This is a genomic window from Leisingera sp. G5_S3_59_S7 (genome assembly GCF_054968485.1).
This window is the reverse complement of record NZ_JBQKUH010000005.1, coordinates 113,584-135,110: the sequence shown is the minus strand read 5'-3', so window position 1 is coordinate 135,110 and position 21,527 is coordinate 113,584. Positions and strand designations below refer to the sequence as shown.

Below are 21,527 nucleotides of genomic sequence, written 5' to 3'. Positions count from 1 at the left end.
CGACCTGCTGCGGAAGTTTGCGCCGCATCAAAGTCCCGGGGCTTGATCCCGCCCATGCTGGACCCGCTCCCGGCGGCGGCCGGGTACAGGAGGAGAGACATGGGACTATTTGCAAAACTCGGGCGCAGCAGCGATCTGGTGCATGGCATGGCCAGCCGACTGGGCATTGACTATGGCGGTATGGTTGCCGCGGATCCGCAGGCGCAGGGCCGGAAATACATGCGCGCTGTCCTGCGCTGCAGCACTTGCCGCAACCAGGACGGCTGCAGTGACTTGCAGCAAAAGGTCACGGAACTGGCCGAGGCGCCGTCCTACTGCCGCAACGCGCAATTGCTGGCGCATCTGCGCGGCAACTGAGCCCGCCTGCCCGGCCACTTACGCCCGCTGCAAACAAATCCGGTTTGCGGCGTCTGGGAACGCGCGCCGTTGTTAATCCTCAGGCTCGGCGTAGCGCCCCGTTGTGACCTCACCTGCCCCGCCAACAAACCGGATCGCCTCCCCGTCGCTTTCCAGCGCATAACAGGCCCACAGGTCCGAGGGCGGCCAGGCGGAGCAATACTTGCCGTCCCGCACGCCCCAGTAGCCCCAGCTCTCATGGCCCGCATTGTAGAGCGTGCGGCCCGAAGCACTGAAGTCCTGCCAAGCGCCAGTGCCATAGACCAGCCTGCGCTCCTCCAGCGCCGCCCGCACTTCGTCCCCGGTCAGCACCCGCCACTCACCCGCCCAAGCCGGCGCAACCGTGCATGATACCGCAATCATCAGGGCAAACTGCCTCATGCTCCCCTCCCAGCCTTGCTGTCCTGCCTCTCCTGATCTAAGAGGCCGGGCATCTGCTGCACAATCACATAAAGGTGCTTTCGCCCATGATCCCCCGCTATTCCCGCCCCGAGATGGTCGCAATCTGGTCGCCCGAGACCAAATTCAAGATCTGGTACGAGATCGAGGCCCACGCCTGTGAAGCCATGGCCAACCTCGGCGTGATCCCGCGCGAAAACGTAGATGCGGTGTGGAAAGCCAAGGATGTGGAATTCGACGTTGCCCGCATCGACGAAATCGAGGCGGTGACCAAGCACGACGTGATTGCCTTCCTCACGCACCTCGCGGAGCATGTGGGCTCTGAGGAAGCGCGCTTTGTGCATCAGGGCATGACGTCGTCGGACGTGCTGGACACCTGCCTGAACGTGCAGCTGGTGCGCGCCGCCGACATTCTGCTGGATGGCATGGACAAGGTTCTGGCCGCACTGAAGAAACGCGCGCTGGAGCATAAGAACACCGTGCGCGTCGGCCGCAGCCACGGCATCCACGCAGAGCCCACCACCATGGGCCTGACCTTTGCCCGCTTCTATGCCGAGATGGACCGCAACAAGAACCGTCTGGAAAAGGCCCGTTGGGAAGTGGCCACCGGCGCAATCTCCGGTGCGGTCGGCACATTCGCCAACATCGACCCGGCGGTCGAGGAGCACGTCTGCGAGCAGCTGGGCCTGCGCCCTGAGCCGATCTCCACCCAGGTGATCCCGCGCGACCGCCACGCGATGTTCTTTGCCACCCTGGGCGTCATCGCGTCTTCGATCGAGAACGTTGCCGTGGAAATCCGCCACATGCAGCGCACCGAAGTGCTGGAAGGCGCGGAGTTTTTCTCGATGGGCCAGAAAGGCTCCTCGGCGATGCCGCACAAGAAGAACCCGGTTCTGACCGAAAACCTGACCGGCCTGGCGCGCCTGGTGCGCATGGCGGTGATCCCGGCGATGGAGAACGTGGCCCTGTGGCATGAGCGCGATATCTCGCACTCCTCCGTCGAGCGCGGCATCGGCCCGGACGCCACCATCACCCTCGACTTCGCCCTGCACCGCCTGGCCGGTGTTGTCGACAAGATGCTGGTGTTCCCCGAGAACATGCTGGACAACATGAACAAATTCCCCGGCCTGGTGATGTCGCAGCGGGTTCTGCTGGCGCTGACCCAAGCAGGCGTCAGCCGCGAGGACGCCTATGCCATGGTGCAGCGAAACGCCCTGAAGGTCTGGGAAGAGCGCGTTGATTTCCGCGAGCTGCTGCTGGCCGATGCCGATGTGGTCGCCGCCCTGGGCGAAGAGGCGATCAACGAGAAATTCGACATGGGCTATCACACAAAACATGTCGACACGATCTTCAAACGCGTGTTCGGCGCGTAAACCTGCCCGCGTACAATGCATTCAACGCCCCGCCGCTCCGGCGGGGCGTTTTGCGTCTTCCTGGCGGGCAAACGCCTTTGTGAACAAAAATACAGATCCAGACCGGGGTTCCGGGGTTAAAGTGGGCAAAACATTCTGCGTCTGGAGTTTCCGATATGCGTTTTCTTGCCCTGGCCGCCGCCTTAACACTGCCGGTTGCCGCCCTCGCCGCTAGCGGCAACGACTGGAATCCGCCCAAACCCACCGAGACCACCAAAACCTGCAAGGGCAAGCGGGTCTGGGATGAGCAGAAGAAACGCTGCGTGCGGCCCCGCAAGTCCTCGCTGAACCAAGAGCAGCTGCTGGGCGCCGCCCGCGAGCTGGCCTATGCCGACCGCCAGGAAGATGCCCAGGCGGTGCTGAGCGCGATGGCGGACCAGCAGGAGTCCCTGGTGCTGACCTACTGGGGCTTCACCCACCGCAAACTGGGCAATTTGGAACTGGCACAAGCCTATTACGATCAGGCGCTGGCCCGCGATCCGGATAATATCCTTGCCCGTTCGTATATGGGTCAAGGCCTTGTGCAACAGGGCAAATACGGCGCAGCTCTGATACAGTGGGAGGAGATCAGGGCCCGGGGCGGCGACGGCACATGGGCCGAAGCCTCGCTGCGCAGCGCGCTGGAGACAGGGGCGTCCTACAGCTATTAAGCTTCAGGCTTTTTTTACGGCTTGCGGCCTATTCTGCCCTCCATGATCGAGAAGAATCTTTGGTAGGGTGCGAGAATGCCTCAAGACAACATGCTGGCGCTTCCGATGGCAACTGACGGCCCGGACCTGGGCGGGTTTGCCGCCCCGGCGCCGATGGGTGCAGGCAACGGCAGCGGCCTGAGCGGCAAGGCCAAGGCAGCGATTATCGTCCGGCTGCTGCTGAACGAAGGTGCCGAAATCCCGCTGGAGGAGCTGCCGGACGATCTGCAGCTGGAGCTGACCCAGCAGATGGGCAAAATGCGGATTGTCGACCGCGACACTTTGAACGCGGTGGCGGGTGAATTCGCTGACCTTCTGGACAATATCGGCCTGCATTTCCCCAACGGCCTGGCCGGCGCCTTGAACGCGATGGAAGGCAAAATCAGCCGCTATACCCACAGCCGCCTGCGCAAGGAGGCCGGAGTGCGCCAGTTCGGCGATCCCTGGCAGCGGCTGAAACAGCTGCCGCCGGAAGATCTGGCCTCGCTGGCAGAGGCCGAAAGCACAGAGGTGGCGGCGGTGCTGCTCTCCAAGCTGGACACCGCCAAGGCGGCGCAGATGCTGGTGCATCTGCCCGGCCCGGTTGCCCGGCGCATCACCTATGCGGTCAGCCAGACCGCCAATGTGACGCCAGAAACCGTCGACCGGATCGGCCTGTCCCTGGCGGCCCAGGTTGAGGCCCGGCCGGAGCTTGCCTTCGACGACACCCCTGGCCAGCGGCTGGGCGGCATTCTGACCGAAGCCGCTGCTGCCAAGCGGGACGAGGTTCTGACCGCGCTGGACGAAGAGGACGAGGAATTCGCCATCAAGGTGCGCAAGGCGATCTTCACCTATGCGCTGATCGGCGAGCGGATGCAGCCCATCGACGTGCCCAAGCTGATGCGGGTCCTGTCGCAGCCCGACCTGGTCACAGCCATGGCCTTCGCCTCGGACGAGGAAGACGTGGCCACCAACGAATTCCTGCTGAAAAACATGTCGAGCCGGATGGCCGACAACATCCGCGAAGAAGTGGCGGAACGCGGCAAGGTCAAGCGCACCGACGGCGAGGCGGCGTTCAGCATGATCATCTCGGCCATGCGCGACCTGGTGGCAACGGGCGAGATCGAGCTGAAGTCCGACAATGAGGAAGACGGCGGCGAGGACTGACCCCGCCGTCTGCAACCGGCGCGCAATGCGCCACAGCCGCCCGCCCCGGTCAATCGGGGCGGCGGCCGCTTGCGACCTGCTTGTGCCCGCCGGCGCGGCTGCTTATGATGCGGGCTTCCAGCCGCATTTTTGCGCCGCAGCCATCCAGATGCCATGCCAGTAGACCCCTCCGAGCTCTCCACCTGGAGCCATGTCAAATATTTTGGCAGCAACCTGTTTCTGCGCGGGCTGCTGCTGGGCGCCCGGCTGATCCCCTACCGGCTGCGGGTGCCGATGATGGGCCGCCTGGTCACTGCCATGGGGCGGCTGGCGGGGTTTGACAAACGGGTGCACAACAACCTCCGCCACGTCAGCCCCGAACTTTCCGGCCTGGATCCGGACCAGCTTTACCGGGATGTCAGCAACAATGCCGGCCGGATGATCGCCGAGCTTTATGACGGCGCCACATTCTATGAAAAGGCCAGATCGGCCCCCATCACCGGTCCCGGGCTGGAGGCGCTGGAGGCCGCCCGCGCCGCCGGGCGGCCGGTGCTTCTGGCCACCGCGCATTTCGGCAATTACGACGCCGCCCGCGCCGCGCTGACCGCCCGCGGCCACGAGATGGGTGCGCTGTACCGGCGCATGGCCAACCCCTATTTCAACGAGCATTACGTCGCCGCCATGAAGACCACCGGCGAGCTGATGTTCGAACAGGGCAAGCGCGGCATGGTCGAACTGGTCCGGCATCTGAAAAAGGGCGGCATCGCAGCCATCGTCACCGACCTGTACGCCCAAGGCGGCGAGCCGATCGACTTTTTCGGCAAGCCTGCCGTCACCTCAACCGTTCCGGCTGAATTGGCGCTGAAATTCGGCGCGGCGCTGATCCCGGTCTACGCGGTGCGCCAGGACAACGGACTGGATTTCGAGATTATCATGAACGCCGAGGTCCCGCCTTCGGACCCGCTGACCATGACCAAGGCGCTGACGGCGGATCTGGAGTCCATCGTGCGCAAGCACGTTGGCCAATGGTTCTGGATCCACCGGCGCTGGAAAACCTGAACGGCGGCCGCCAGTCCCGGCCGCGGCAGCGCCAAGCCGACAAAGGCCAAGCCGACAAAAACGGGGTCAGTCAGCCCGGGCCGCGGCGATGACCGGGCCGTACGGCGCCTCCTGCACCAGCACTGCGGCGGGCTGGCTGCCGGTGAGCGGCACCGTCAGTTCCAGCGGCTCTGTGCCGTCCCACTCTGCCGCCACCTTCCAGTCCTCCACCACATTTGCATAGGTAAACGTCTTCCCGGCCAGTTCGCCGCGGGTGATGCTGACGGTGCGTTCCGGGGTAAAGCGCACCAGCTGCACCAGCAGGCGGCCGTCCGGCATCCCGGCCCGCGGCTGCAGACGGATCACCAGTTTGCCACCCTGCCGCTGCAGTTTCAGCGCCACCGGGCGCGGCTGCTTCTGATGCTTTTCAATGGCTTCGGCGACTTCCACGGCATCGGCCCCGACAACGTCGTCCTGGCCCATGATGATCATCTGCGGCGTATAAATCATCCGCCGCCCGCCGGAACGGGCATACCCCTTCTGCCGCCGCGTGTGGGCGGGCTTGGCGAATTTGTCCTTCCAGCCGATGTAATCCCAATAGTCCACATGCAGCGCCAGCGGCAGCACGTCGGGGCGCGCGGCCAGTTCGTGCAGCAGCGCATCCGCCGGCGGGCAGGACGAACAGCCCTGCGAAGTGTACAGCTCCACCACCACGGGTTCTGCGGCTGATTGGCCATACACTGGCAGGGCCAGGGCCAGAACCGTCATGATCGACGCCGGAAATCTCATGAATCGCCTTCTCTGTTACTATGGCCACCGGTCTAAAGATGTGCCGCGGATTAGGCCAATCAATCATTTTTGAGGCACGCAGGAGCCGCTGCGCCGCCAAAAATGTGTACAATCGCATACAAAACTGCCCCTGCGGCGTTTGAACTATTGAATGAAGCGCTTACCTCATGCATTTAACAAGCAGCGAATTCCCAAGTTCAATTTCTTGAGGGAGGCCACCCATGCCTATCACCGTCGGACAGGACAACGCCAGCGCGCGCCGCACTCTCAGCGTCAACGGCAAAACGATTTCTTACTATTCCATTCCCGCAGCCACCGAAGCAGGCTTTGGCGACTTTTCCAAGCTTCCCGCCGCGCTCAAGGTGGTGCTGGAAAACATGCTGCGCTTCGAGGACGGCGGCTTTTCGGTCTCCACCGATGACATCAAGGCCTTTGGCGAATGGGCCGGCAAGGGGGGCAAGAACCCGCGCGAGATCTCCTATCGCCCGGCCCGTGTGCTGATGCAGGACTTCACCGGCGTTCCCGCTGTGGTCGACCTCGCCGCCATGCGTGACGGCATCGTCGGCCTCAAGGGCTCAGCCGCCAAGATCAACCCGCTGGTGCCAGTGGATCTGGTCATCGACCACTCTGTGATGATCGACGAATTCGGCAACCCGCGCGCGTTCCAGATGAACGTCGACCGCGAGTATGAGCGCAATATGGAGCGCTATCAGTTCCTGAAGTGGGGCCAGAAGGCGTTCAACAATTTCCGCGTGGTGCCGCCGGGCACCGGCATCTGCCACCAGGTGAACCTGGAATACCTGGCCCAGACTGTCTGGACCGACACCGACCAGAACGGCGAGGAAGTCGCCTATCCCGACACTCTCGTCGGCACCGACAGCCACACCACCATGGTGAACGGCGCTGCGGTTCTGGGCTGGGGTGTTGGCGGCATCGAGGCCGAAGCGGCGATGCTGGGCCAGCCGATTTCCATGCTGATCCCCGAAGTGGTCGGCTTTGAGCTGACCGGCGAGATGACCGAAGGCACCACCGGCACCGATCTGGTGCTGAAAGTGGTGGAAATGCTGCGCGCCAAGGGCGTGGTCGGCAAATTCGTCGAGTTCTTCGGCGACGGCCTGGACCGGCTGCCGCTGGCTGACCGCGCGACCATTGCCAACATGGCCCCCGAATACGGCGCCACCTGCGGCTTTTTCCCGATTGACGGCGAAACACTCCGCTACCTGCGCAACACCGGCCGCGACAAGGACCGCATCGCGCTGGTTGAGGCCTACGCCAAGGAAAACGGCCTCTGGCGTGACGAGAGCTACAACCCGGTCTACACCGACACGCTGCACCTGGACATGGGCACGGTCGTGCCCGCGATCTCCGGCCCGAAGCGCCCGCAGGACCACATCGCGCTGGACCAGGCGGCCACCACCTTCCACGACTATGTCGAAGGCCAGCGCACTGGCAAGGACGCCAGCGAACGTGCCGAAGGCCGCTGGGAGGCCGAGGGCGGCCAGCCCGAACCGCAGGACATCCCCGGCGACAAGGGCCACCACAAATCCGGCTTTGTGACGACGGACGATGGCAAGTACCAGCTGCACGACGGCTCCATCGTGATCGCCTCGATCACCTCCTGCACCAACACATCGAACCCCTATGTGATGATCGGCGCAGGCCTTGTCGCGAAAAAGGCGCATGAGCGCGGCCTGACCCGCAAGCCCTGGGTCAAAACCTCGCTGGCGCCGGGGTCGCAGGTTGTGTCCGAGTACCTGGAGGCCGCCGGCCTGCAGGAGCATCTGGACGCCATCGGCTTCAACCTGGTCGGCTATGGCTGCACCACCTGCATCGGCAACTCCGGCCCGCTGGCCGAAGAAATCTCCAAGTGCATCAACGACAATGACCTGATCGGCGTTTCGGTGCTGTCGGGCAACCGCAACTTCGAGGGCCGCATCTCCCCCGACGTGCGCGCCAACTACCTGGCCTCGCCGCCGCTGGTGGTGGCCTATGCGCTGGCCGGTGACATGAACATCGACATCACCACCGCGCCGCTGGGCCAGGACCAGGACGGCAACGACGTCTTCCTCAAGGACCTCTGGCCGAGCCAGAAGGAAATCGCCGATCTGGTCGAGCAGACCGTGACCCGCGAAGCGTTCCAGTCGAAATACGCCGATGTCTTCAAGGGCGATGAGAAGTGGCAGGCGGTGGAGGTCACCGACGCGGAAACCTATGACTGGCCCGCAAGTTCGACCTACATCCAGAACCCGCCTTACTTCCAGGACATGGGTCCCGAGCCGGGCACCATCGAAAACGTCGAAGGCGCCAAGGTTCTGGCGATCCTGGGCGATATGGTCACCACCGACCACATCTCGCCCGCGGGATCCTTTGCCACCACCACGCCCGCGGGCCAGTACCTGCTGGAGCGCCAGGTGCAGCCGCGTGAGTTCAACTCATACGGCTCGCGCCGCGGCAACCACGAGATCATGATGCGCGGCACCTTCGCCAATATCCGCATCCGGAACGAGATGCTGGACGGCGTCGAGGGCGGCTACACCAAAGGCCCCGATGGCGAGCAGACCTCGATCTTTGAGGCTTCGATGGCGCATCAGGAAAACGGCACCCCGCTGGTGGTATTCGGCGGCGAGCAGTACGGCGCGGGCTCCTCGCGCGACTGGGCGGCCAAGGGCACTGCTCTTCTGGGCGTGAAGGCCGTGATCGCGGAAAGCTTCGAGCGCATCCACCGTTCCAACCTGGTCGGCATGGGCGTGATCCCGTTCGAGTTCACCGGCGGCGACACCCGCAAGACGCTGGGGCTCACCGGCGAGGAAACCGTCTCGATCCATGGGCTGGACAGCATCAAGCCGCTGCAGGAGGTGCCGTGCGACATCACCTTTGCCGACGGTTCGGAAAAGACCATCACGCTGAAGTGCCGTATCGATACCGCACCGGAGATCGAATACATCGAACACGGCGGCGTTCTGCACTATGTGCTGCGCAATCTGGCCAAGCAGTAAGGCCAACCGCTGCCACACGGACAAGGGCGCCCAAGCGGGCGCCCTTTTCTTTTGGATACTGGGTCCGCAATGGCAGCAGTGCCGCCCTGCGTTCCTGGCTAGTGGCTGTAGCTGCGGCTATGCAGGATCCGGTCAATCTCCCCTTCGGCCTTCAGCTCCCTGATCGCGCGGTCGAATTCTTCCAGATAGGCCTCCGCACCGCTGGCGCGGGACAGTCCGAAGTGCGACGTGCGGCTGGAAACGGCTGTCCCGGCGGCGGCAATCCGGTCCTGCCAGCCGTTCAGGCCTACATGATAGCGCCCGACAGCATCGTCAATTGCGACCAGGTCCAGCTGGCCGAACAGCAGCATTTGCATCAGACCGGCTGCATCGCCGGCCCTGATGATGCGGTTACGGGCGCTGAACACCGCTTCCATACGGGGGTCGATGACGCTGCCGTTCACCATGCCCAGCCTCAGATCGGACACACCGGCATATCCCTCGCCCCATGCCAGCCCGTTTGGAAAGCGGTCCCGGTTGTACCAGAACGTATTCGTCTGCTCAAACGCGGGTTCGCTGAATGCCAGGAAGGCCTCCCGCTCCGGGGACTTGAACAGCGGCAGGATGCCGTCTGCCTCCCCTGACTTGGCCTGGGCCAGGCAGCGCTGCCAGGGTAGCAGAACCGTCACTGCGCTAAGGCCGCCGATCCGCTCCGTCACCGCGTCCAGCAGCTGCACCTTCAGCCCGCCGGACGGGATGCTGCCGGTTCCCATGGTGTAGGGCGGATAGGGATCATAGCAGAAGGTCAGCACAGTTTCCGCCCGCGCAGCCGTCGCAAACAGGCAAGCGGCCACGACGCACCCCAGGCCTGTACTCAGGACTCTAACGGGATCAGTTACTTTCATCTCATTCCCGGACCACGTGTTTTACCGGCACGCAGTGCCGCGAAACCCTGAATTTCTTAACTCTAAAATCCTGCAGTATTCCGCGGCAGATTAAAAGAGTCCGCGGGGCAACCCGTCCTGACAAATGCGTGCCCGCGCGGCACGCAAAAAGCTCTCCGGTCCCGCAGCGTAAGCTGCTGTACCGTCCGTTAATAATGTGTAAACATAATTCCTGAATTAACCTTTTCCCTTTCAGGGCGCATTCAGAGGCCGCACGCAGAACGCATGAGAGAAGCCGCAATTGCCGTTATTTATCCGGACATAGACACGTTTGAAGATCACGCTAAGGCGGTGGCAGCAATGATATGCGAAACCCGGCGCTTTCCCGGCTGTATCGAAGCCCACGCCGGCATCAATCGCGAGCGTCACGAAATCGCTGTGTTCCACTTCTGGGAATCAAATGACCACCTGGACCGCTACCTGACCTGGCGCGCTGAACGCGGCGACTTGGACGCCCGCAGCGCCACCATGCGGCGGGAACAGGACTTCCGCACCTTTTCCGTGCCCTGAGCCGCGCGGGCCTCATCCGGACTGCACAACCTCTGTTCGCAAACTGCAGATTGCCCCGCCGGACTGGCGGCGGCAATACTGCTGCCATGAAACAGAGCAGCAGCATCACCGGCTTTCACGCCCACGTCTATTTTGACGAAACCACCATCGGGCAGGCCAGATCCCTTTGCGAGCAGGCCGCCCGGCAGTTCGGCGTCCAGATGGGCCGGGTGCATGAGAAAAACGTCGGGCCGCATCCAAGGTGGTCCTGCCAGCTGGCCGCCAGCCCGGAGCAGTTCGCAAGGCTACTGTCTTGGCTGGCGCTGAACCGCGAGGGGCTGATCGTGTTTGCCCACCCGGAAACCGGCGACGCCCTGGCGGACCATCGCGATCATGGCATCTGGCTAGGGGCAGGGCTGGCTCTGGATCTCAGCATTTTCAACTGATATGCGGCGCCTCCAGCAGAAACTTCCGGGCGGCCGGCCGGACCGCCGCCCCTTTTAACACGCGGAGCTTCCTTTGACCGAAGCAGTAATCATTGAGCTGCAGCCGCTGCCGGGGCAATACACCCGGCTGGCGGTCCTGGTGAAACAGATGGTGGCACAGGTCCGGGATTTTCCCGGCTGTCTGCAAGCCGACACGCTGCTGGCCCCGGAGCGGGACGAGATTGCCATCTTCCAGCGCTGGGAGAACGCCGACGCCTTCGGCGACTATTTGATCTGGCGCTCCAAGCAGGCGGATTTCGAGCAACTCCACAAGCTGCTTGCGGCGGAGCCGGACTTCAAGAGCTTCACCCTCGGCACGGGCGCCTGACGCGCCCTGCCCGGTTACTGGCCCGCGGCCTTCTCCATCGCCGGGCGCAGGGTCTTTTCGATCACCCGCTGGGTGACGGGCCCTGCAAACCGCAGCACGATCTTGCCCTCGCCATCCACCACATAGGTCTCAGGCACACCATACAGGCCCCAGTCGATAGCCATCCGGCCCTTCTCGTCCCGGCCGATGGCTGCATAGGGATCGCCGAGCTCATCCAGAAAGGCCTCGGCATTTGCCAGCTGGTCCTTGTAGTTGATGCCGTAGACCGGGATGCCTTCCTGGGAAAGCGCTTCAAGGTTCGGGTGCTCCACCCGGCAGGGCGCGCACCAGCTGGCCCAGTAGTTCACCAGCTTCACGTTGCCGTCGCGCAGGGTTTCGTCGCTGAACATCTCCTTGCCCGGAAACGGATCCAGCACCACCGGCGGCGCGGGCTGGCCTTCGCGCGCGGACGGAAGGCTGTTGGGGTCCTCGCGGAACATCCCCACCAGCGCCAGGCCGACAAAGCCTGCAAACACCAGACCGGGGATCGCCATCAGCGGAGAGATTTTAGCCATTGCGCTTCACCCGGGCTTCCAGGGTTTCCATCTCCCGGCGCACCTTGCGGCCGCGCCAGATTGTCAGCACCACCAGCGCCACCAGCAGGACCAGCGAGGCGGCATAGGCCGACAGCACCGTATCGGTGTATTTTCCAAGATCGGGCATCAGGCCTCCAGCCGTTCGCGCGCCATCAATGCCTTGATGCGGCGGGCGCGGATTTCAGTTCCGGTGCGGTAGAACACCAATGCGATGAACAACAACACAAACCCCGCCATGCACACATACAGCGGGTTGGAAAACGCATCGGCGACGTTTTCCTTCTTGTCCAGCGACAGCGACGCGCCCTGGTGCAGCCCCTGGTTCCAGAAATTCACCGCATAACGGCTGAGCACCGCAAAGACCGACCCCACAAGGCACAGGATTGAGGTCAGGTCAGCGGCGGTGTCGGGGTTGTCGATCGCCTCCCACAGGGCGATGTAGCCGAGGTAGAACAGGAACAGCACCAGGAAGGACGTGAGCCGCGGGTCCCAGGCCCACCAGGTGCCCCACATCGGCTGCCCCCAGATCGCGCCGGTGATCAGCGCGATCACCGTCATCACCACGCCCACAGGCGCCGCGGCCCGGGCCGCCAGCGCGCTGACGTGGTGGCGGCGGATCACCCAGACCAGCGAGGTAATCAGCATCATGAACCAGGCGTTGATCGCCATCAGTGCTGAGGGCACATGCAGGAAAATGATCTTGACGGTGGAGCCCTGACGGTAGTCATCAGGCGTGAAGAAAAAGCCCCAGACCAGCCCCACGGTGATCAGCACCGCTGAGCTGACCCACAAGGCCGGCATCACCTTTTCGGTGGTGGCCAGGAACTTTTTCGGGTTGGCGTATTCCCAGATCGACATGGTGGCTATTTAGGTCCTGCTTCCGGATTTCTCAATTCTTGGTCACGGCAAAAGTCCTAGCGCAAATTGACGCGCAGGACGGCAGCGCTGGCAAAGGGCAGAAGGGCGATGGAGGCGGCGGAGATCCCGGCCAGCAGCAACAGCGGCGTTTGCACCGCCATGCCCTCGGCACCGCGGCGGGCAACCTCCGAGCCGAAGATCAGCGTCGGCACATACAGCGGCATCACCAGCAGCGACATCAAGAGGCCGCCGCGTTTCAGCCCCACGGTCAGCGCAGCGCCAAAGGTGCCGATGACCGACAGCGCCGGGGTGCCCAGCAGCAGCGAGACAACCAGCCACTGAAAACCCGCAACCGGCAGGTTCAGCAGCACCCCCAGCACCGGCGCGGCCATCACCAGCGGCAGTCCGGTGGTGATCCAATGCGCCAGCGCCTTGATCGTCACTGTGCTTTCCAGGGGCAGCGGCGCAGTGGCCAGGAGGTCGAGCGAACCGTCCTCCCAATCCAGGGCCAGCAGCCGGTCCAGCGACAAGAGGCACGCCAGCAGCGCGCCAAGCCACAGCACGCCGGGTGCGATCCGCGACAGCAGCTCAGACTGCGGGCCGACGGAAAATGGCACCATCACGGTCACGATCAGAAAGAAGGCAAGGCCCAACCCAAAGCCGCCGCCCGCGCGGAAGGCAAGCTTCAGATCCCGCAGGAGAAGCGCAATCACAGGAAGTCTCCGTCAAAATCGTCGATCTCCGGCGGTTTGGCCTTGTAGGGACCCACGTCCAGCACCTCCGCCTCCAGCCCCAGGTCGATATGGGTGGCAATCAGCGCCGCGCCGCCCTGCCCCAAATGCGCCCGCACCGTGTTTGCAAACATCGCGACCGAGGTCTTGTCCAGGCTCACTGTCGGCTCGTCCATGATCCAGATGGGACGGCCTGTCACCAGCATCCGGCTGAGGCCCAGGCGGCGTTTCTGCCCCGCCGACAGCGCCCCCGCCTGCCGGTCCCGCAAACCTTGCAGGTCGAACCCGTCCAGTGCCTGTTCGATGCCGTTGCGGCCAAAGACGCTGGCCCAGAATGTCAGGTTCTCCGCCACCGTCAGCGTCGGCTTCAGCCCGTCGGAGTGCGCGGCATAGGCAATCTGATCCTCAGCGCCCTCAACCCGGCCCCTCAGCGGCGGCTGCAGGCCCGCGACGGTGCGCAAGAGCGTGGTCTTGCCAATGCCATTGGGGCCGCGCAGGATCAGCGCCCGGCCGGACTTCAGCTCAAAGCTCAGCCCCTCCAGCACCGGGATGCCTCCGCGGGCCACGCTCAGATCCGTCACTGTCAATGTCATGAAGCCCGCTTATCCCATTGTGTCCGCGCATGAAAAGCCTGTTTTCAAAATGCCCGCTTTGCGGCAGGTCAAATGAATTTCAGGAAATCAGACCGGCAGCGCCGCCATGGCAATCCGGCGCCCTTCAGACAAGAGCACGTTATAGGTGCGGCACGCGGCAGGCGAGTTCATAATCTCCACCCCCAGCCCGGCCTCTTCCAGCGCTCTGCGAAGCTCTGCCGGGATATGGGCGATTTCCGCGCCGGTGCCGATGAACAGCACATCAATCTCCCCGGCCAGCGCCAGCAGCGGTTCGGCGTCGGCCATGCCGTCCCAGGACGCCGTGCCAGCCGCCGAGGTCAGCACCGCCCCCTGATGCACCTGCCCGCCGATCCGGAAGAACCCCGCGCCATAGCCGTCAATCGGCTGCGCGTCGGTATAGCTCACTTCATTCAGGCGCATGCGCGGTCCTTTCAATCAAATACCGGGAGGCTGGATAACACGGCCAGCCCGATCACGGAATAGGAGGCAAAGCGGTAGAGTTTCTCCAGCTTGGGATCAAACAGCGCCTTGCCGGTCAGCGTGGTGATCACGTAGGGCACCCCCAGCAGCGCTGCCAGGATGAACGCCTTGAGACTGGCCATGCCGCCAAAGATCAGGTTCACCGCGATCACCACATCCAGCGCCGCCAGGAAAACGATGGTATTGGCCCTGACCCGCGCCACGTCGCGCACGTTGGCCAGGTAGAAGACAATGATCACCGGCCCCGTCAGCCCGGTCATGCCGCCGACAACGCCCGCCGCGCCGCCAATTGCGAACCGCCCCGGCCAGCCAAGTCTGCCCTGCCAGCGCCAGCCGGAGATCACGACGGCCAATGTCACGCCGATCACCCCGGCCGCAACCCAGCGCAGGGTCAGCGGGTCCATCTGCGACATGATCCACAGACCCGCCGGTACAGTCACCGCGGCAGCCATGGACAAGGCCCCGACCTCGGCCCTGTCGGCCTTGCTCCAGGCCTGCGGGAACAGGGTGATGGTAGAAAACACGCCCATCAGCACCATCAGGAAAACCACATCGGCTGATGGCAGGAACTGCGCCCCCACAGGGACAAAGATCATCGCAGTGCCAAAACCAGTGAAGCCGCGGACTAGACCCGCGGCTCCGATGGTGACCAGCAGCCAGAACAGCCCCGGCGTCTGCAGGGCTGCCTGAAAGGCCTCAAGCATCAATGTTGGCAAACTGGTTGCCGGAGGTGTTCGACGGCTTCGACCAGTCGCGCTTCACCCCCAGTTTCAGCAGGATGGTGGAGGCCACGAACACGGACGAATAAGTGCCGACCAGAACACCCCAGATCATCGCAAAGACAAAGCCGCGGATCACGTCGCCGCCCAGCACATAAAGCGAGATCAGCGCCAAAAGTGTGGTGACAGAGGTCATCACCGTCCGGCTGAGGGTTTCGTTGATCGAGATGTTCAGTACCTCGGCAAGGTCCTTCTTCTTGTACCTCCGCAGGTTCTCGCGCACCCGGTCGAAGACCACCACGGTATCGTTCAGCGAATAGCCGACGATGGTCAGCAGCGCCGCGATGATCGCCAGGTCGAACTTGATTTGCAGCTCGGAGAAGACACCGATGGTCAGCACCACGTCATGCACCAGCGCGGCCACCGCCCCCAGCGCAAACTGCCACTCAAACCGCAGCCAGATGTAGACAAGCACCGCCGCAATGGCGAGCACAACGGCAATCACCGCAGTCTGGATCAGCTCGCCCGAGACCTTGGGGCCCACGGATTCAACCGACACGAACTTGATGCCCGGCGCCGCAGCATCCAGCGAGGCCTTGAGCTTTTCGATCATCTCACCCGAAATCGCCTCGCCATCGTCCTGCGCCTGAATGCGGATCATGGCGACGTGCTGGTCGTCCTCAAAGGCCGGATCGAACACCTCGGTGATCGACACATCGCCCAGCTCATGCACCGCCAGCGCGTCGCGGTAGGCGCCCACATCAACCGCTTCGGTGGCCTCGGTGCGGATCGTGGTGCCGCCGCGGAAGTCGATGCCGAAGTTCAGCCCCTGCCACATGAAGGACGCAAAGCCGACCACCATCAGCAGCGCGGAAATGCCCAGCCACAGCTTGGCGCGCCTGAAGAAATCGAAAGAGGTTTCCTGGGGAACAAGTCTCAGCCGCATCTTACACCTCAATCGTTTTCGGACGGCGCCGTTCAAACCACATGATGATCATCAGGCGGGTGACAAAGATCGCGGTGAATACCGAGGTCATGATGCCCAGCCCCAAGGTGATCGCAAAGCCGCGCACCGGGCCGGAGCCCATGGCGAACAGGATCACCGCGGTGATGAAGGTGGTGATGTTGGCGTCAAGGATGGCGCTCAGCGCCTTGGAGTAGCCTTCGTCGATGGCCTTGGCCGGGCCGCGGCCCGATTTCAGCTCTTCGCGGATACGCTCGAAGATCAGCACGTTGGCGTCCACCGCCATACCCACCGTCAGAACGATACCAGCGATGCCCGGCAGCGTCAGGGTGCCGCCGATCAGGCTGAGCATGCCAAAGATCAGCGCGATGTTGAGGATCAGCGCCACATTGGCGAACAGGCCGAACAGGCCGTAGCTGAGGCCCATGAACACCAGCACCGCGATAAAGGCCACGGCCGTTGCCACCTTGCCCGCGTCGATGCTGTCCTGGCCCAGTTCCGGGCCGATGGTGCGCTCTTCCAGGAACTCCAGCCCGGCAGGCAGCGCGCCTGCGCGCAGCAGAACCGCAAGGTTGGTGCTTTCCTCGATGGTGAAGTTGCCGGTGATGATACCGGAGCCGCCCGGGATGTGCGACTGGATCACCGGGGCAGAAACCACCTCGTCATCCAGCACAATAGCAAAGGGTGAGCCGATGTTTTCCGCCGTGTAGTCGCCAAACCGGCGCGCGCCGGAGGTGTTGAAGCGGAAGGTCACCGCTGGCCGGCCGTTCTGGTCGAACGATGGCTGCGCATCGACCAGGTCTTCGCCGGTCACAACCGCAGCGGCCTCGATGGTGTAATAGGCGCCTTCCTCATCCAGCGACGGGATCACCTTGTTGCCGATGCCAGGGGCGGCATCGGGATCGCTGCCGCGGCCTACAACCGGGTTGAAGGTCAGCTGCGCGGTGGTGCCGATGATCTCTTTCAGTTCCGAGGCGGAGCCGATGCCCGGCACCTGGATCAGGATCCGGTCGGCGCCCTGGCGCTGAATGGTCGGCTCGCGGGTGCCGACCTCGTCGATGCGGCGGCGCACGATCTCAAGCGCCTGGCGCACGGTGCGGTCGTCAGAGGCGACCTTTTCCGCCTCGCTCAGGCGCACCACCAGGATGTCGCCCTGGGCCGAAACCTCGATGTCGTTGGCGCCGACACCTGTCAGCGTCGTGATCGGGTTGGCCAGGCCGCGCACCACTTCCAGCGCACGGGCCATGCCGTCGGGTTTGGAGAGCTTCAGGCGAATCTCATCCGCAGGCCCCGGCTGGCGGCGGAAAGTGCCGACGGTGCTGCGCTCCGGCCGCAGCGCATCCCGCACTTCCGGCCACAGCGCATCCATACGCGCTTCATAGACGTCTTCCACCTGCACCTCGGCCAGCAGATGCGCGCCGCCCCGCAGGTCGAGGCCAAGGTTCACCAGCCCTGACGGCAGGAAAGACGGCCACTGGCCGACCGTTTCCAGCCGCTCCGGCGTCTCGCCCTTGGCGATAATGTCGGCTGCCGCGTCGTTTGCCTGTTCGACGCGGGTGTAGAACCCGTTTGGCAGGGCAAGCATCAATCCAGCTGCGCATACCAGCCAGATCAGCACCCTCTTCCAGAGATCAATTTGCAGCATTGCCCTGCCTTTTCAGATAGTTGCAAGGAGCGCTTAAGCTGCCGGCTCGGTCTTGTTCAGAACCTGGGCAATGGTCGCCTTGACCACGCGCACCTTGACGCCGTCAGCGATCTCCACCTCGATCTCGCCGTCTTCCTTGACCTTTGCCACCTTGCCAATGACGCCGCCCTGGGTCACCACCTGGTCACCGCGGCGCAGGCCGTCCACCATCGCCTGATGCTGTTTCATCTTCTTCTGCTGCGGGCGGATCAGTAGGAAGTACATGATCGCGAAGATCAGAATAAGCGGGAGAAATTGGGCGACTGCGCCACCGTCCATGGGATATTCCTTCTGTCAAAGCGGCATGGTTTTCACGCCGGAAATTTGCAGCGGAACCTATGCGCTGGCTGGATGGAGCGCAAGGCTCACGCAGCGCAAAAGCGCAAGCGTAAAACGCCGTTGCAGGATTGCCCTTAACGGCCTGTTGCAGGGGCTTTCCCGGCGCAGACCGCGTGGCATGGACCGTGCCCGGAATGCCCGGCCTGCACACAGACCGCACGCCCCCCTTCCCCTTTCTTCACCCTTGCGTCATAGGATGGGCCTACTGATTCAAATATCATTCAACGCTAGGAGAGACTCTCATGCATGACATCCGCGCTATCCGCGAAAACCCTGCCGCATTCGACGCCGCTGTGGCGCGGCGCGGGGATGCGGGCGTGTCATCCGAGATCCTGGCGCTGGACGAAGCGCGCCGTGCCAAGATCCTGGCGGCAGAGACCGCGCAAGCCGAGCAGAACAAGGCCTCCAAGGAGGTTGGCGCAGCCAAGGGCCGCGGCGACGAGGCCGAGTTCGAGCGCCTGCGCGCGCTGGTCGCCGAGAAGAAGGCCGAAGTCGCTGCCATGAACACCGAGGCCAAGGCGCTGGACCAGCAGCTCAATGACATGCTGGCCACCATTCCGAACCTGGCGTTCGAGGATGTGCCGCTGGGCGAGGATGAGGACGACAATGTCGAAATCCGCCGTTGGGGTGAGCCCAAGGCGCTCGAGTTCGAGGCCAAGGAGCATTTCGAGATCGAAGGTGTGAAGCCGGGCATGGATTTCGAGACCGCGGCCAAGCTCTCGGGCAGCCGCTTTGTGGTGTTGTCCGGTGCGGTGGCCCGTATCCACCGGGCGCTGGCGCAGTTCATGATCAACACCCATGTAGACGAAAACGGCCTGACCGAGACCTGGACCCCGGTGTTGGTGCGCGAAGAGATGATGTACGGCACCGGTCAGCTGCCCAAGTTCGGCGAGGACAGCTACAAGACCACCAACGGCTGGTGGCTGGTTCCGACGGCGGAGGTCACGCTGACCAACATCGTCAACGGCCTGGTGGTCGAGGAAGGCTACCTGCCGCGCCGCTATGTGGCCCACACCCAGTGCTTCCGGTCTGAGGCCGGTTCGGCCGGCAAGGACACCGCCGGCATGCTGCGCCAGCACCAGTTCGAGAAGGTCGAAATGGTCTCCGTCACACATCCGGACAAGAGCGTCGAGGAGCACGAGCGCATGACACGCTGCGCCGAGGACATCCTGGAGCGGCTGGGACTGCCCTACCGCACCATCGTTCTGTGCACCGGCGACATGGGCTTTGGCGCCCGCAAAACCCACGACATCGAGGTCTGGGTGCCCGGCCAGAACACCTACCGCGAGATCTCCTCGGTCTCGGTCTGCGGCGATTTTCAGGCACGCCGGATGAACGCCCGCTTCAAGCCCGCGGATGGCGGCAAGCCGCAGTTCGTGCACACGCTGAACGGCTCTGGCCTGGCGGTGGGCCGCTGCCTGATCGCCGTGCTGGAAAACGGCCAGCAGGCGGATGGCTCGGTCAAGCTGCCGGAGGTGCTGGCCCCCTACCTGGGCAGCAAACTGACCTTGAGTGCCGAGGGGCAGCTGGTCTGATCCAGAAGCCCTGCCAGACACAAGGAAACCGGCGCTAATCGGCGCCGGTTTTTCTAAGGAATCGAAGGCTTAACGCGATTTCTTCGCCTTCTTCTTTTTCTTGTCGCTAGCCGTCCCCTCCAGGATAGCCTGCGCCTTAGCCTTCTCCTTTTCGATGGCTTTCTTGGCCTTTGCCTTCATTTTTTTGGCTTTCTGCTTGGCCTTGATTTTTGCCGCCGCGAATTCTTCCGCCAGATTGGCAGCCTTGCGCTTGGCCTTGGCGGCCTTGGCCTTGGCCTTTGCCGCCTTCTCCTCCGCTGCCTTGCGGGCCGCCTCGGCTTCGGCCAGCTTCCTGTCCATCTCTTCCTGCGTCGGCTGTGCCTGAGGGGCTGCCGCCTGCCCGTCCCGCTTGCCGCGGGCCGGATTGCCGTTCACCGGCTTGGCTTTAGCCTGGCCCGGATCACCCGCCCCCTTGGCGTCTGCAGCCTCCCGGGCCAGCACCCTCAGCGCCGCAGCTCGGTTTGCTCCGATCCCTGGAATGCCGCGCAGCTTTGCTTCATCCATCCCTGCCAGTTCTTCAGCGGTTTTCACGCCATGTTCCTGCAGCACCTTTGCCAGCGCCGGTCCGACCCCGCGCAGCTTGTGTATTGGTGTCATGCCTGATCTATTCCTTTTATTTTCAATACCTTACTTGCCCAATCTCTGTGCAAGGATGACACGGTCCGCTTAGCCGGGGAAGGGAACAAGGCATTTTTTCTCTTCATCCCAGAGCTTTAGCGTCAAAGCCCGGACGGCCTCCGGGAATTTGATCCGGCGCAGCCCCAGTTCCGGCGGCAGGCTGTAGTGGCACTGCCGCAGCCGGTAGGACGGAATACGCGCGTTGTAATGGTGGATGTCGTGCAGGGTGATATTTGCCACTGCCATGTCGAAGAACCATCCGAAATCCAGGCAGGAAGATCCTTGCAGCGCCGCCACCTGCGGGTTCAGGTCCGGTCGGCGGTCCCAGTAGGTATCCTCGAAATTATGCTGCAGGTAGACCAGGAACACCCCGATCATGCCGCCAAGGAAGGAAAACGCCAGCCAGATCCAGATGCCGGTCATGCCCGCCGCCCAATAGAGCAGCGCAAGCATCGCCACGATCACCAGATTGTGCAGGATCACGCCCCAGGCGCCGAAGCGGACCGTGTTCTTGGGCCAGCGGTAGCGGATGAAATAGGTAAAGGCCGACCCCAGCGGCACCAGCACAAACGGGTTGCGGTACAGCCGGTAGCCCAGCCGCTCCCAGAAGCCGGCCGCCTTCCACTCCCGCACCGTCATCGTGTGAATCTCGCCGGTTTCACGGTGCTCCAGGTTGCCGATGTTGGAATGATGCAGGTTGTGATTCTGCTTCATCACCTCAAACGGGGCAAAGGTGAAGGGGGACAGAACATGGCCCGCGATCTCATTCTGCAGGCGGGTTTCGAACAGCGAATGATGGCCGGTGTCGTGCTGCAGCACGTAGAGGCGCACCGCCGCAAATGCAAAGACCACCCCGGCAGGCAGCATCACGTACCAGCGGTCCGCATGGGCGATGGCCAGGTAAAGCGACAGGAAATAGACCGCGAATGTCCCGAAATAGCTGAGCGAAGCCAGCCGGTTGTCCTTTTCGGTGAACTTTCTCGTATGCGCCCTCAGGTCCATGAAAACATCCGTAAAATCATTTCGTGACAAACGTGCGAAACGCGCAGCCCGTCCAAGGTAGGATTTCAGATAATTCCGCCAGGCCCAAAGACAAGGCTGCCGCGCAACAAATGCGCAACCGCAGGTGTAGCAAACCGCTGGAAATGCCGAAACAGCACTTCACGCCCGGGAGCGCATGCAGGCCTTGGGCCGCCAGAACCCGCGCAACGCAAAAGCGCCGCCCGTCAGGGCGGCGCCGGGCCCAACGGGCCAAGGTATTCTGTGAATGCCGCGAGGCCGGGCGGGAGCCGCCCCGCGCTT

Annotated in this window: 25 protein-coding genes; 10 read left to right on the top strand and 15 right to left on the bottom strand. The window is 63.3% G+C overall.

Going from position 1 to position 21,527, the window contains the following annotated elements:
• Nucleotides 1–99: 99 nt before the first annotated feature.
• The gene (locus tag ACTRWG_RS04890) at nt 100–357 is read left to right on the top strand and encodes a DUF6455 family protein (protein WP_027237868.1); all 258 of its coding nucleotides are present in this window, start codon (nt 100–102) and stop codon (nt 355–357) included.
• A gap of 72 nt (nt 358–429) precedes the next feature.
• Here the strand turns inward: ACTRWG_RS04890 and ACTRWG_RS04885 are convergent, their stop codons facing one another.
• Complete coding sequence (locus tag ACTRWG_RS04885) at nt 430–777, bottom strand: hypothetical protein (protein WP_051357884.1); 348 nt, start codon at nt 775–777, stop codon at nt 430–432.
• An 86-nt stretch (nt 778–863) separates the two neighbouring features.
• Here ACTRWG_RS04885 and purB point away from each other — a divergent pair, with 86 nt between their 5' ends.
• The 4 genes from purB (at nt 864) to ACTRWG_RS04865 (ending at nt 5,080) form a co-directional block, all read left to right on the top strand.
• Nucleotides 864–2,168 (top strand): adenylosuccinate lyase, encoded by a 1,305-nt coding sequence (gene purB / locus ACTRWG_RS04880; RefSeq protein WP_462829051.1) that lies wholly within the window; start codon nt 864–866, stop codon nt 2,166–2,168.
• Between the two features lie 155 nt (nt 2,169–2,323).
• Nucleotides 2,324–2,857 (top strand): tetratricopeptide repeat protein, encoded by a 534-nt coding sequence (locus ACTRWG_RS04875; protein ID WP_462829050.1) that lies wholly within the window; start codon nt 2,324–2,326, stop codon nt 2,855–2,857.
• 75 nt (nt 2,858–2,932) lie between these two features.
• Complete coding sequence (locus tag ACTRWG_RS04870; protein ID WP_027237871.1) at nt 2,933–4,042, top strand: flagellar motor switch protein FliG; 1,110 nt, start codon at nt 2,933–2,935, stop codon at nt 4,040–4,042.
• 153 nt (nt 4,043–4,195) lie between these two features.
• Nucleotides 4,196–5,080: a lysophospholipid acyltransferase family protein gene (locus ACTRWG_RS04865; protein ID WP_259959099.1), complete on the top strand. Its 885-nt coding sequence runs from the start codon at nt 4,196–4,198 to the stop codon at nt 5,078–5,080.
• Nucleotides 5,081–5,146: 66 nt separating this feature from the next.
• Here ACTRWG_RS04865 and ACTRWG_RS04860 read toward each other — a convergent pair whose 3' ends face one another.
• Complete coding sequence (locus ACTRWG_RS04860) at nt 5,147–5,848, bottom strand: DUF1223 domain-containing protein (RefSeq protein WP_027237873.1); 702 nt, start codon at nt 5,846–5,848, stop codon at nt 5,147–5,149.
• Between the two features lie 221 nt (nt 5,849–6,069).
• Between ACTRWG_RS04860 and acnA the strand changes: the two genes are divergently transcribed.
• Nucleotides 6,070–8,844 (top strand): aconitate hydratase AcnA, encoded by a 2,775-nt coding sequence (acnA, locus tag ACTRWG_RS04855; protein WP_027237874.1) that lies wholly within the window; start codon nt 6,070–6,072, stop codon nt 8,842–8,844.
• Nucleotides 8,845–8,942: 98 nt separating this feature from the next.
• Here the strand turns inward: acnA and ACTRWG_RS04850 are convergent, their stop codons facing one another.
• Nucleotides 8,943–9,677: a substrate-binding periplasmic protein gene (locus ACTRWG_RS04850; protein ID WP_462829049.1), complete on the bottom strand. Its 735-nt coding sequence runs from the start codon at nt 9,675–9,677 to the stop codon at nt 8,943–8,945.
• Between the two features lie 315 nt (nt 9,678–9,992).
• On the opposite strand from ACTRWG_RS04850, the gene ACTRWG_RS04845 reads away from it, so the two are divergent.
• From ACTRWG_RS04845 to ACTRWG_RS04835, 3 genes are all read left to right on the top strand, one after another.
• Entirely contained in the window at nt 9,993–10,277 is a 285-nt protein-coding gene (locus tag ACTRWG_RS04845) for an antibiotic biosynthesis monooxygenase (RefSeq protein WP_260003870.1), read from the top strand.
• Nucleotides 10,278–10,363: 86 nt separating this feature from the next.
• Nucleotides 10,364–10,702: a DOPA 4,5-dioxygenase family protein gene (locus ACTRWG_RS04840; RefSeq protein ID WP_462829048.1), complete on the top strand. Its 339-nt coding sequence runs from the start codon at nt 10,364–10,366 to the stop codon at nt 10,700–10,702.
• A 73-nt stretch (nt 10,703–10,775) separates the two neighbouring features.
• A complete protein-coding gene (locus ACTRWG_RS04835; RefSeq protein WP_027237878.1) occupies nt 10,776–11,069 on the top strand; it encodes a putative quinol monooxygenase in 294 nt (97 codons plus the stop codon).
• Nucleotides 11,070–11,083: 14 nt separating this feature from the next.
• Here the strand turns inward: ACTRWG_RS04835 and ACTRWG_RS04830 are convergent, their stop codons facing one another.
• From ACTRWG_RS04830 to yajC, 10 genes are all read right to left on the bottom strand, one after another.
• The gene (locus ACTRWG_RS04830; protein ID WP_462829047.1) at nt 11,084–11,623 is read right to left on the bottom strand and encodes a DsbE family thiol:disulfide interchange protein; all 540 of its coding nucleotides are present in this window, start codon (nt 11,621–11,623) and stop codon (nt 11,084–11,086) included.
• Nucleotides 11,616–11,771, bottom strand: a complete 156-nt coding sequence (gene ccmD / locus ACTRWG_RS04825) for a heme exporter protein CcmD (RefSeq protein ID WP_462829046.1) — start codon at nt 11,769–11,771, stop codon at nt 11,616–11,618. Before ccmD ends, ACTRWG_RS04830 begins: the two co-directional genes overlap by 8 nt.
• Nucleotides 11,771–12,502 carry a heme ABC transporter permease gene (locus ACTRWG_RS04820; RefSeq protein ID WP_259959091.1) on the bottom strand — a complete coding sequence of 244 codons (732 nt, stop codon included), beginning with the start codon at nt 12,500–12,502 and terminating at the stop codon, nt 11,771–11,773. The genes ccmD and ACTRWG_RS04820 overlap by 1 nt, the downstream gene beginning before the upstream one ends.
• A 56-nt stretch (nt 12,503–12,558) precedes the next feature.
• Complete coding sequence (gene ccmB, locus ACTRWG_RS04815) at nt 12,559–13,215, bottom strand: heme exporter protein CcmB (protein ID WP_435659656.1); 657 nt, start codon at nt 13,213–13,215, stop codon at nt 12,559–12,561.
• Nucleotides 13,212–13,826 carry a heme ABC exporter ATP-binding protein CcmA gene (ccmA, locus tag ACTRWG_RS04810; protein ID WP_435659657.1) on the bottom strand — a complete coding sequence of 205 codons (615 nt, stop codon included), beginning with the start codon at nt 13,824–13,826 and terminating at the stop codon, nt 13,212–13,214. The genes ccmB and ccmA overlap by 4 nt, the downstream gene beginning before the upstream one ends.
• An 87-nt stretch (nt 13,827–13,913) precedes the next feature.
• Nucleotides 13,914–14,267, bottom strand: a complete 354-nt coding sequence (locus ACTRWG_RS04805; RefSeq protein WP_462829045.1) for an Mth938-like domain-containing protein — start codon at nt 14,265–14,267, stop codon at nt 13,914–13,916.
• Nucleotides 14,268–14,278: 11 nt separating this feature from the next.
• Entirely contained in the window at nt 14,279–15,031 is a 753-nt protein-coding gene (locus tag ACTRWG_RS04800) for a TSUP family transporter (protein ID WP_462829044.1), read from the bottom strand.
• The gene (secF, locus tag ACTRWG_RS04795; RefSeq protein WP_259959088.1) at nt 15,024–15,992 is read right to left on the bottom strand and encodes a protein translocase subunit SecF; all 969 of its coding nucleotides are present in this window, start codon (nt 15,990–15,992) and stop codon (nt 15,024–15,026) included. The genes ACTRWG_RS04800 and secF overlap by 8 nt, the downstream gene beginning before the upstream one ends.
• Before the next feature lies 1 nt (nt 15,993).
• Complete coding sequence (secD, locus tag ACTRWG_RS04790; RefSeq protein ID WP_462829043.1) at nt 15,994–17,655, bottom strand: protein translocase subunit SecD; 1,662 nt, start codon at nt 17,653–17,655, stop codon at nt 15,994–15,996.
• Between the two features lie 33 nt (nt 17,656–17,688).
• Nucleotides 17,689–17,973 carry a preprotein translocase subunit YajC gene (yajC, locus tag ACTRWG_RS04785; RefSeq protein ID WP_027237888.1) on the bottom strand — a complete coding sequence of 95 codons (285 nt, stop codon included), beginning with the start codon at nt 17,971–17,973 and terminating at the stop codon, nt 17,689–17,691.
• 302 nt (nt 17,974–18,275) lie between these two features.
• Here yajC and serS point away from each other — a divergent pair, with 302 nt between their 5' ends.
• Complete coding sequence (gene serS, locus ACTRWG_RS04780; RefSeq protein WP_027237889.1) at nt 18,276–19,568, top strand: serine--tRNA ligase; 1,293 nt, start codon at nt 18,276–18,278, stop codon at nt 19,566–19,568.
• Nucleotides 19,569–19,637: 69 nt separating this feature from the next.
• On the opposite strand, the gene ACTRWG_RS04775 is transcribed toward serS, so the two are convergent.
• Both ACTRWG_RS04775 and ACTRWG_RS04770 read right to left on the bottom strand, forming a co-directional pair.
• On the bottom strand, nt 19,638–20,204 hold the full coding sequence (locus tag ACTRWG_RS04775; RefSeq protein WP_027237890.1) for a helix-hairpin-helix domain-containing protein: 567 nt from the start codon (nt 20,202–20,204) through the stop codon (nt 19,638–19,640).
• A gap of 69 nt (nt 20,205–20,273) precedes the next feature.
• Nucleotides 20,274–21,227, bottom strand: a complete 954-nt coding sequence (locus tag ACTRWG_RS04770) for a fatty acid desaturase (RefSeq protein WP_027237891.1) — start codon at nt 21,225–21,227, stop codon at nt 20,274–20,276.
• Between the last annotated feature and the right edge of the window lie 300 nt (nt 21,228–21,527).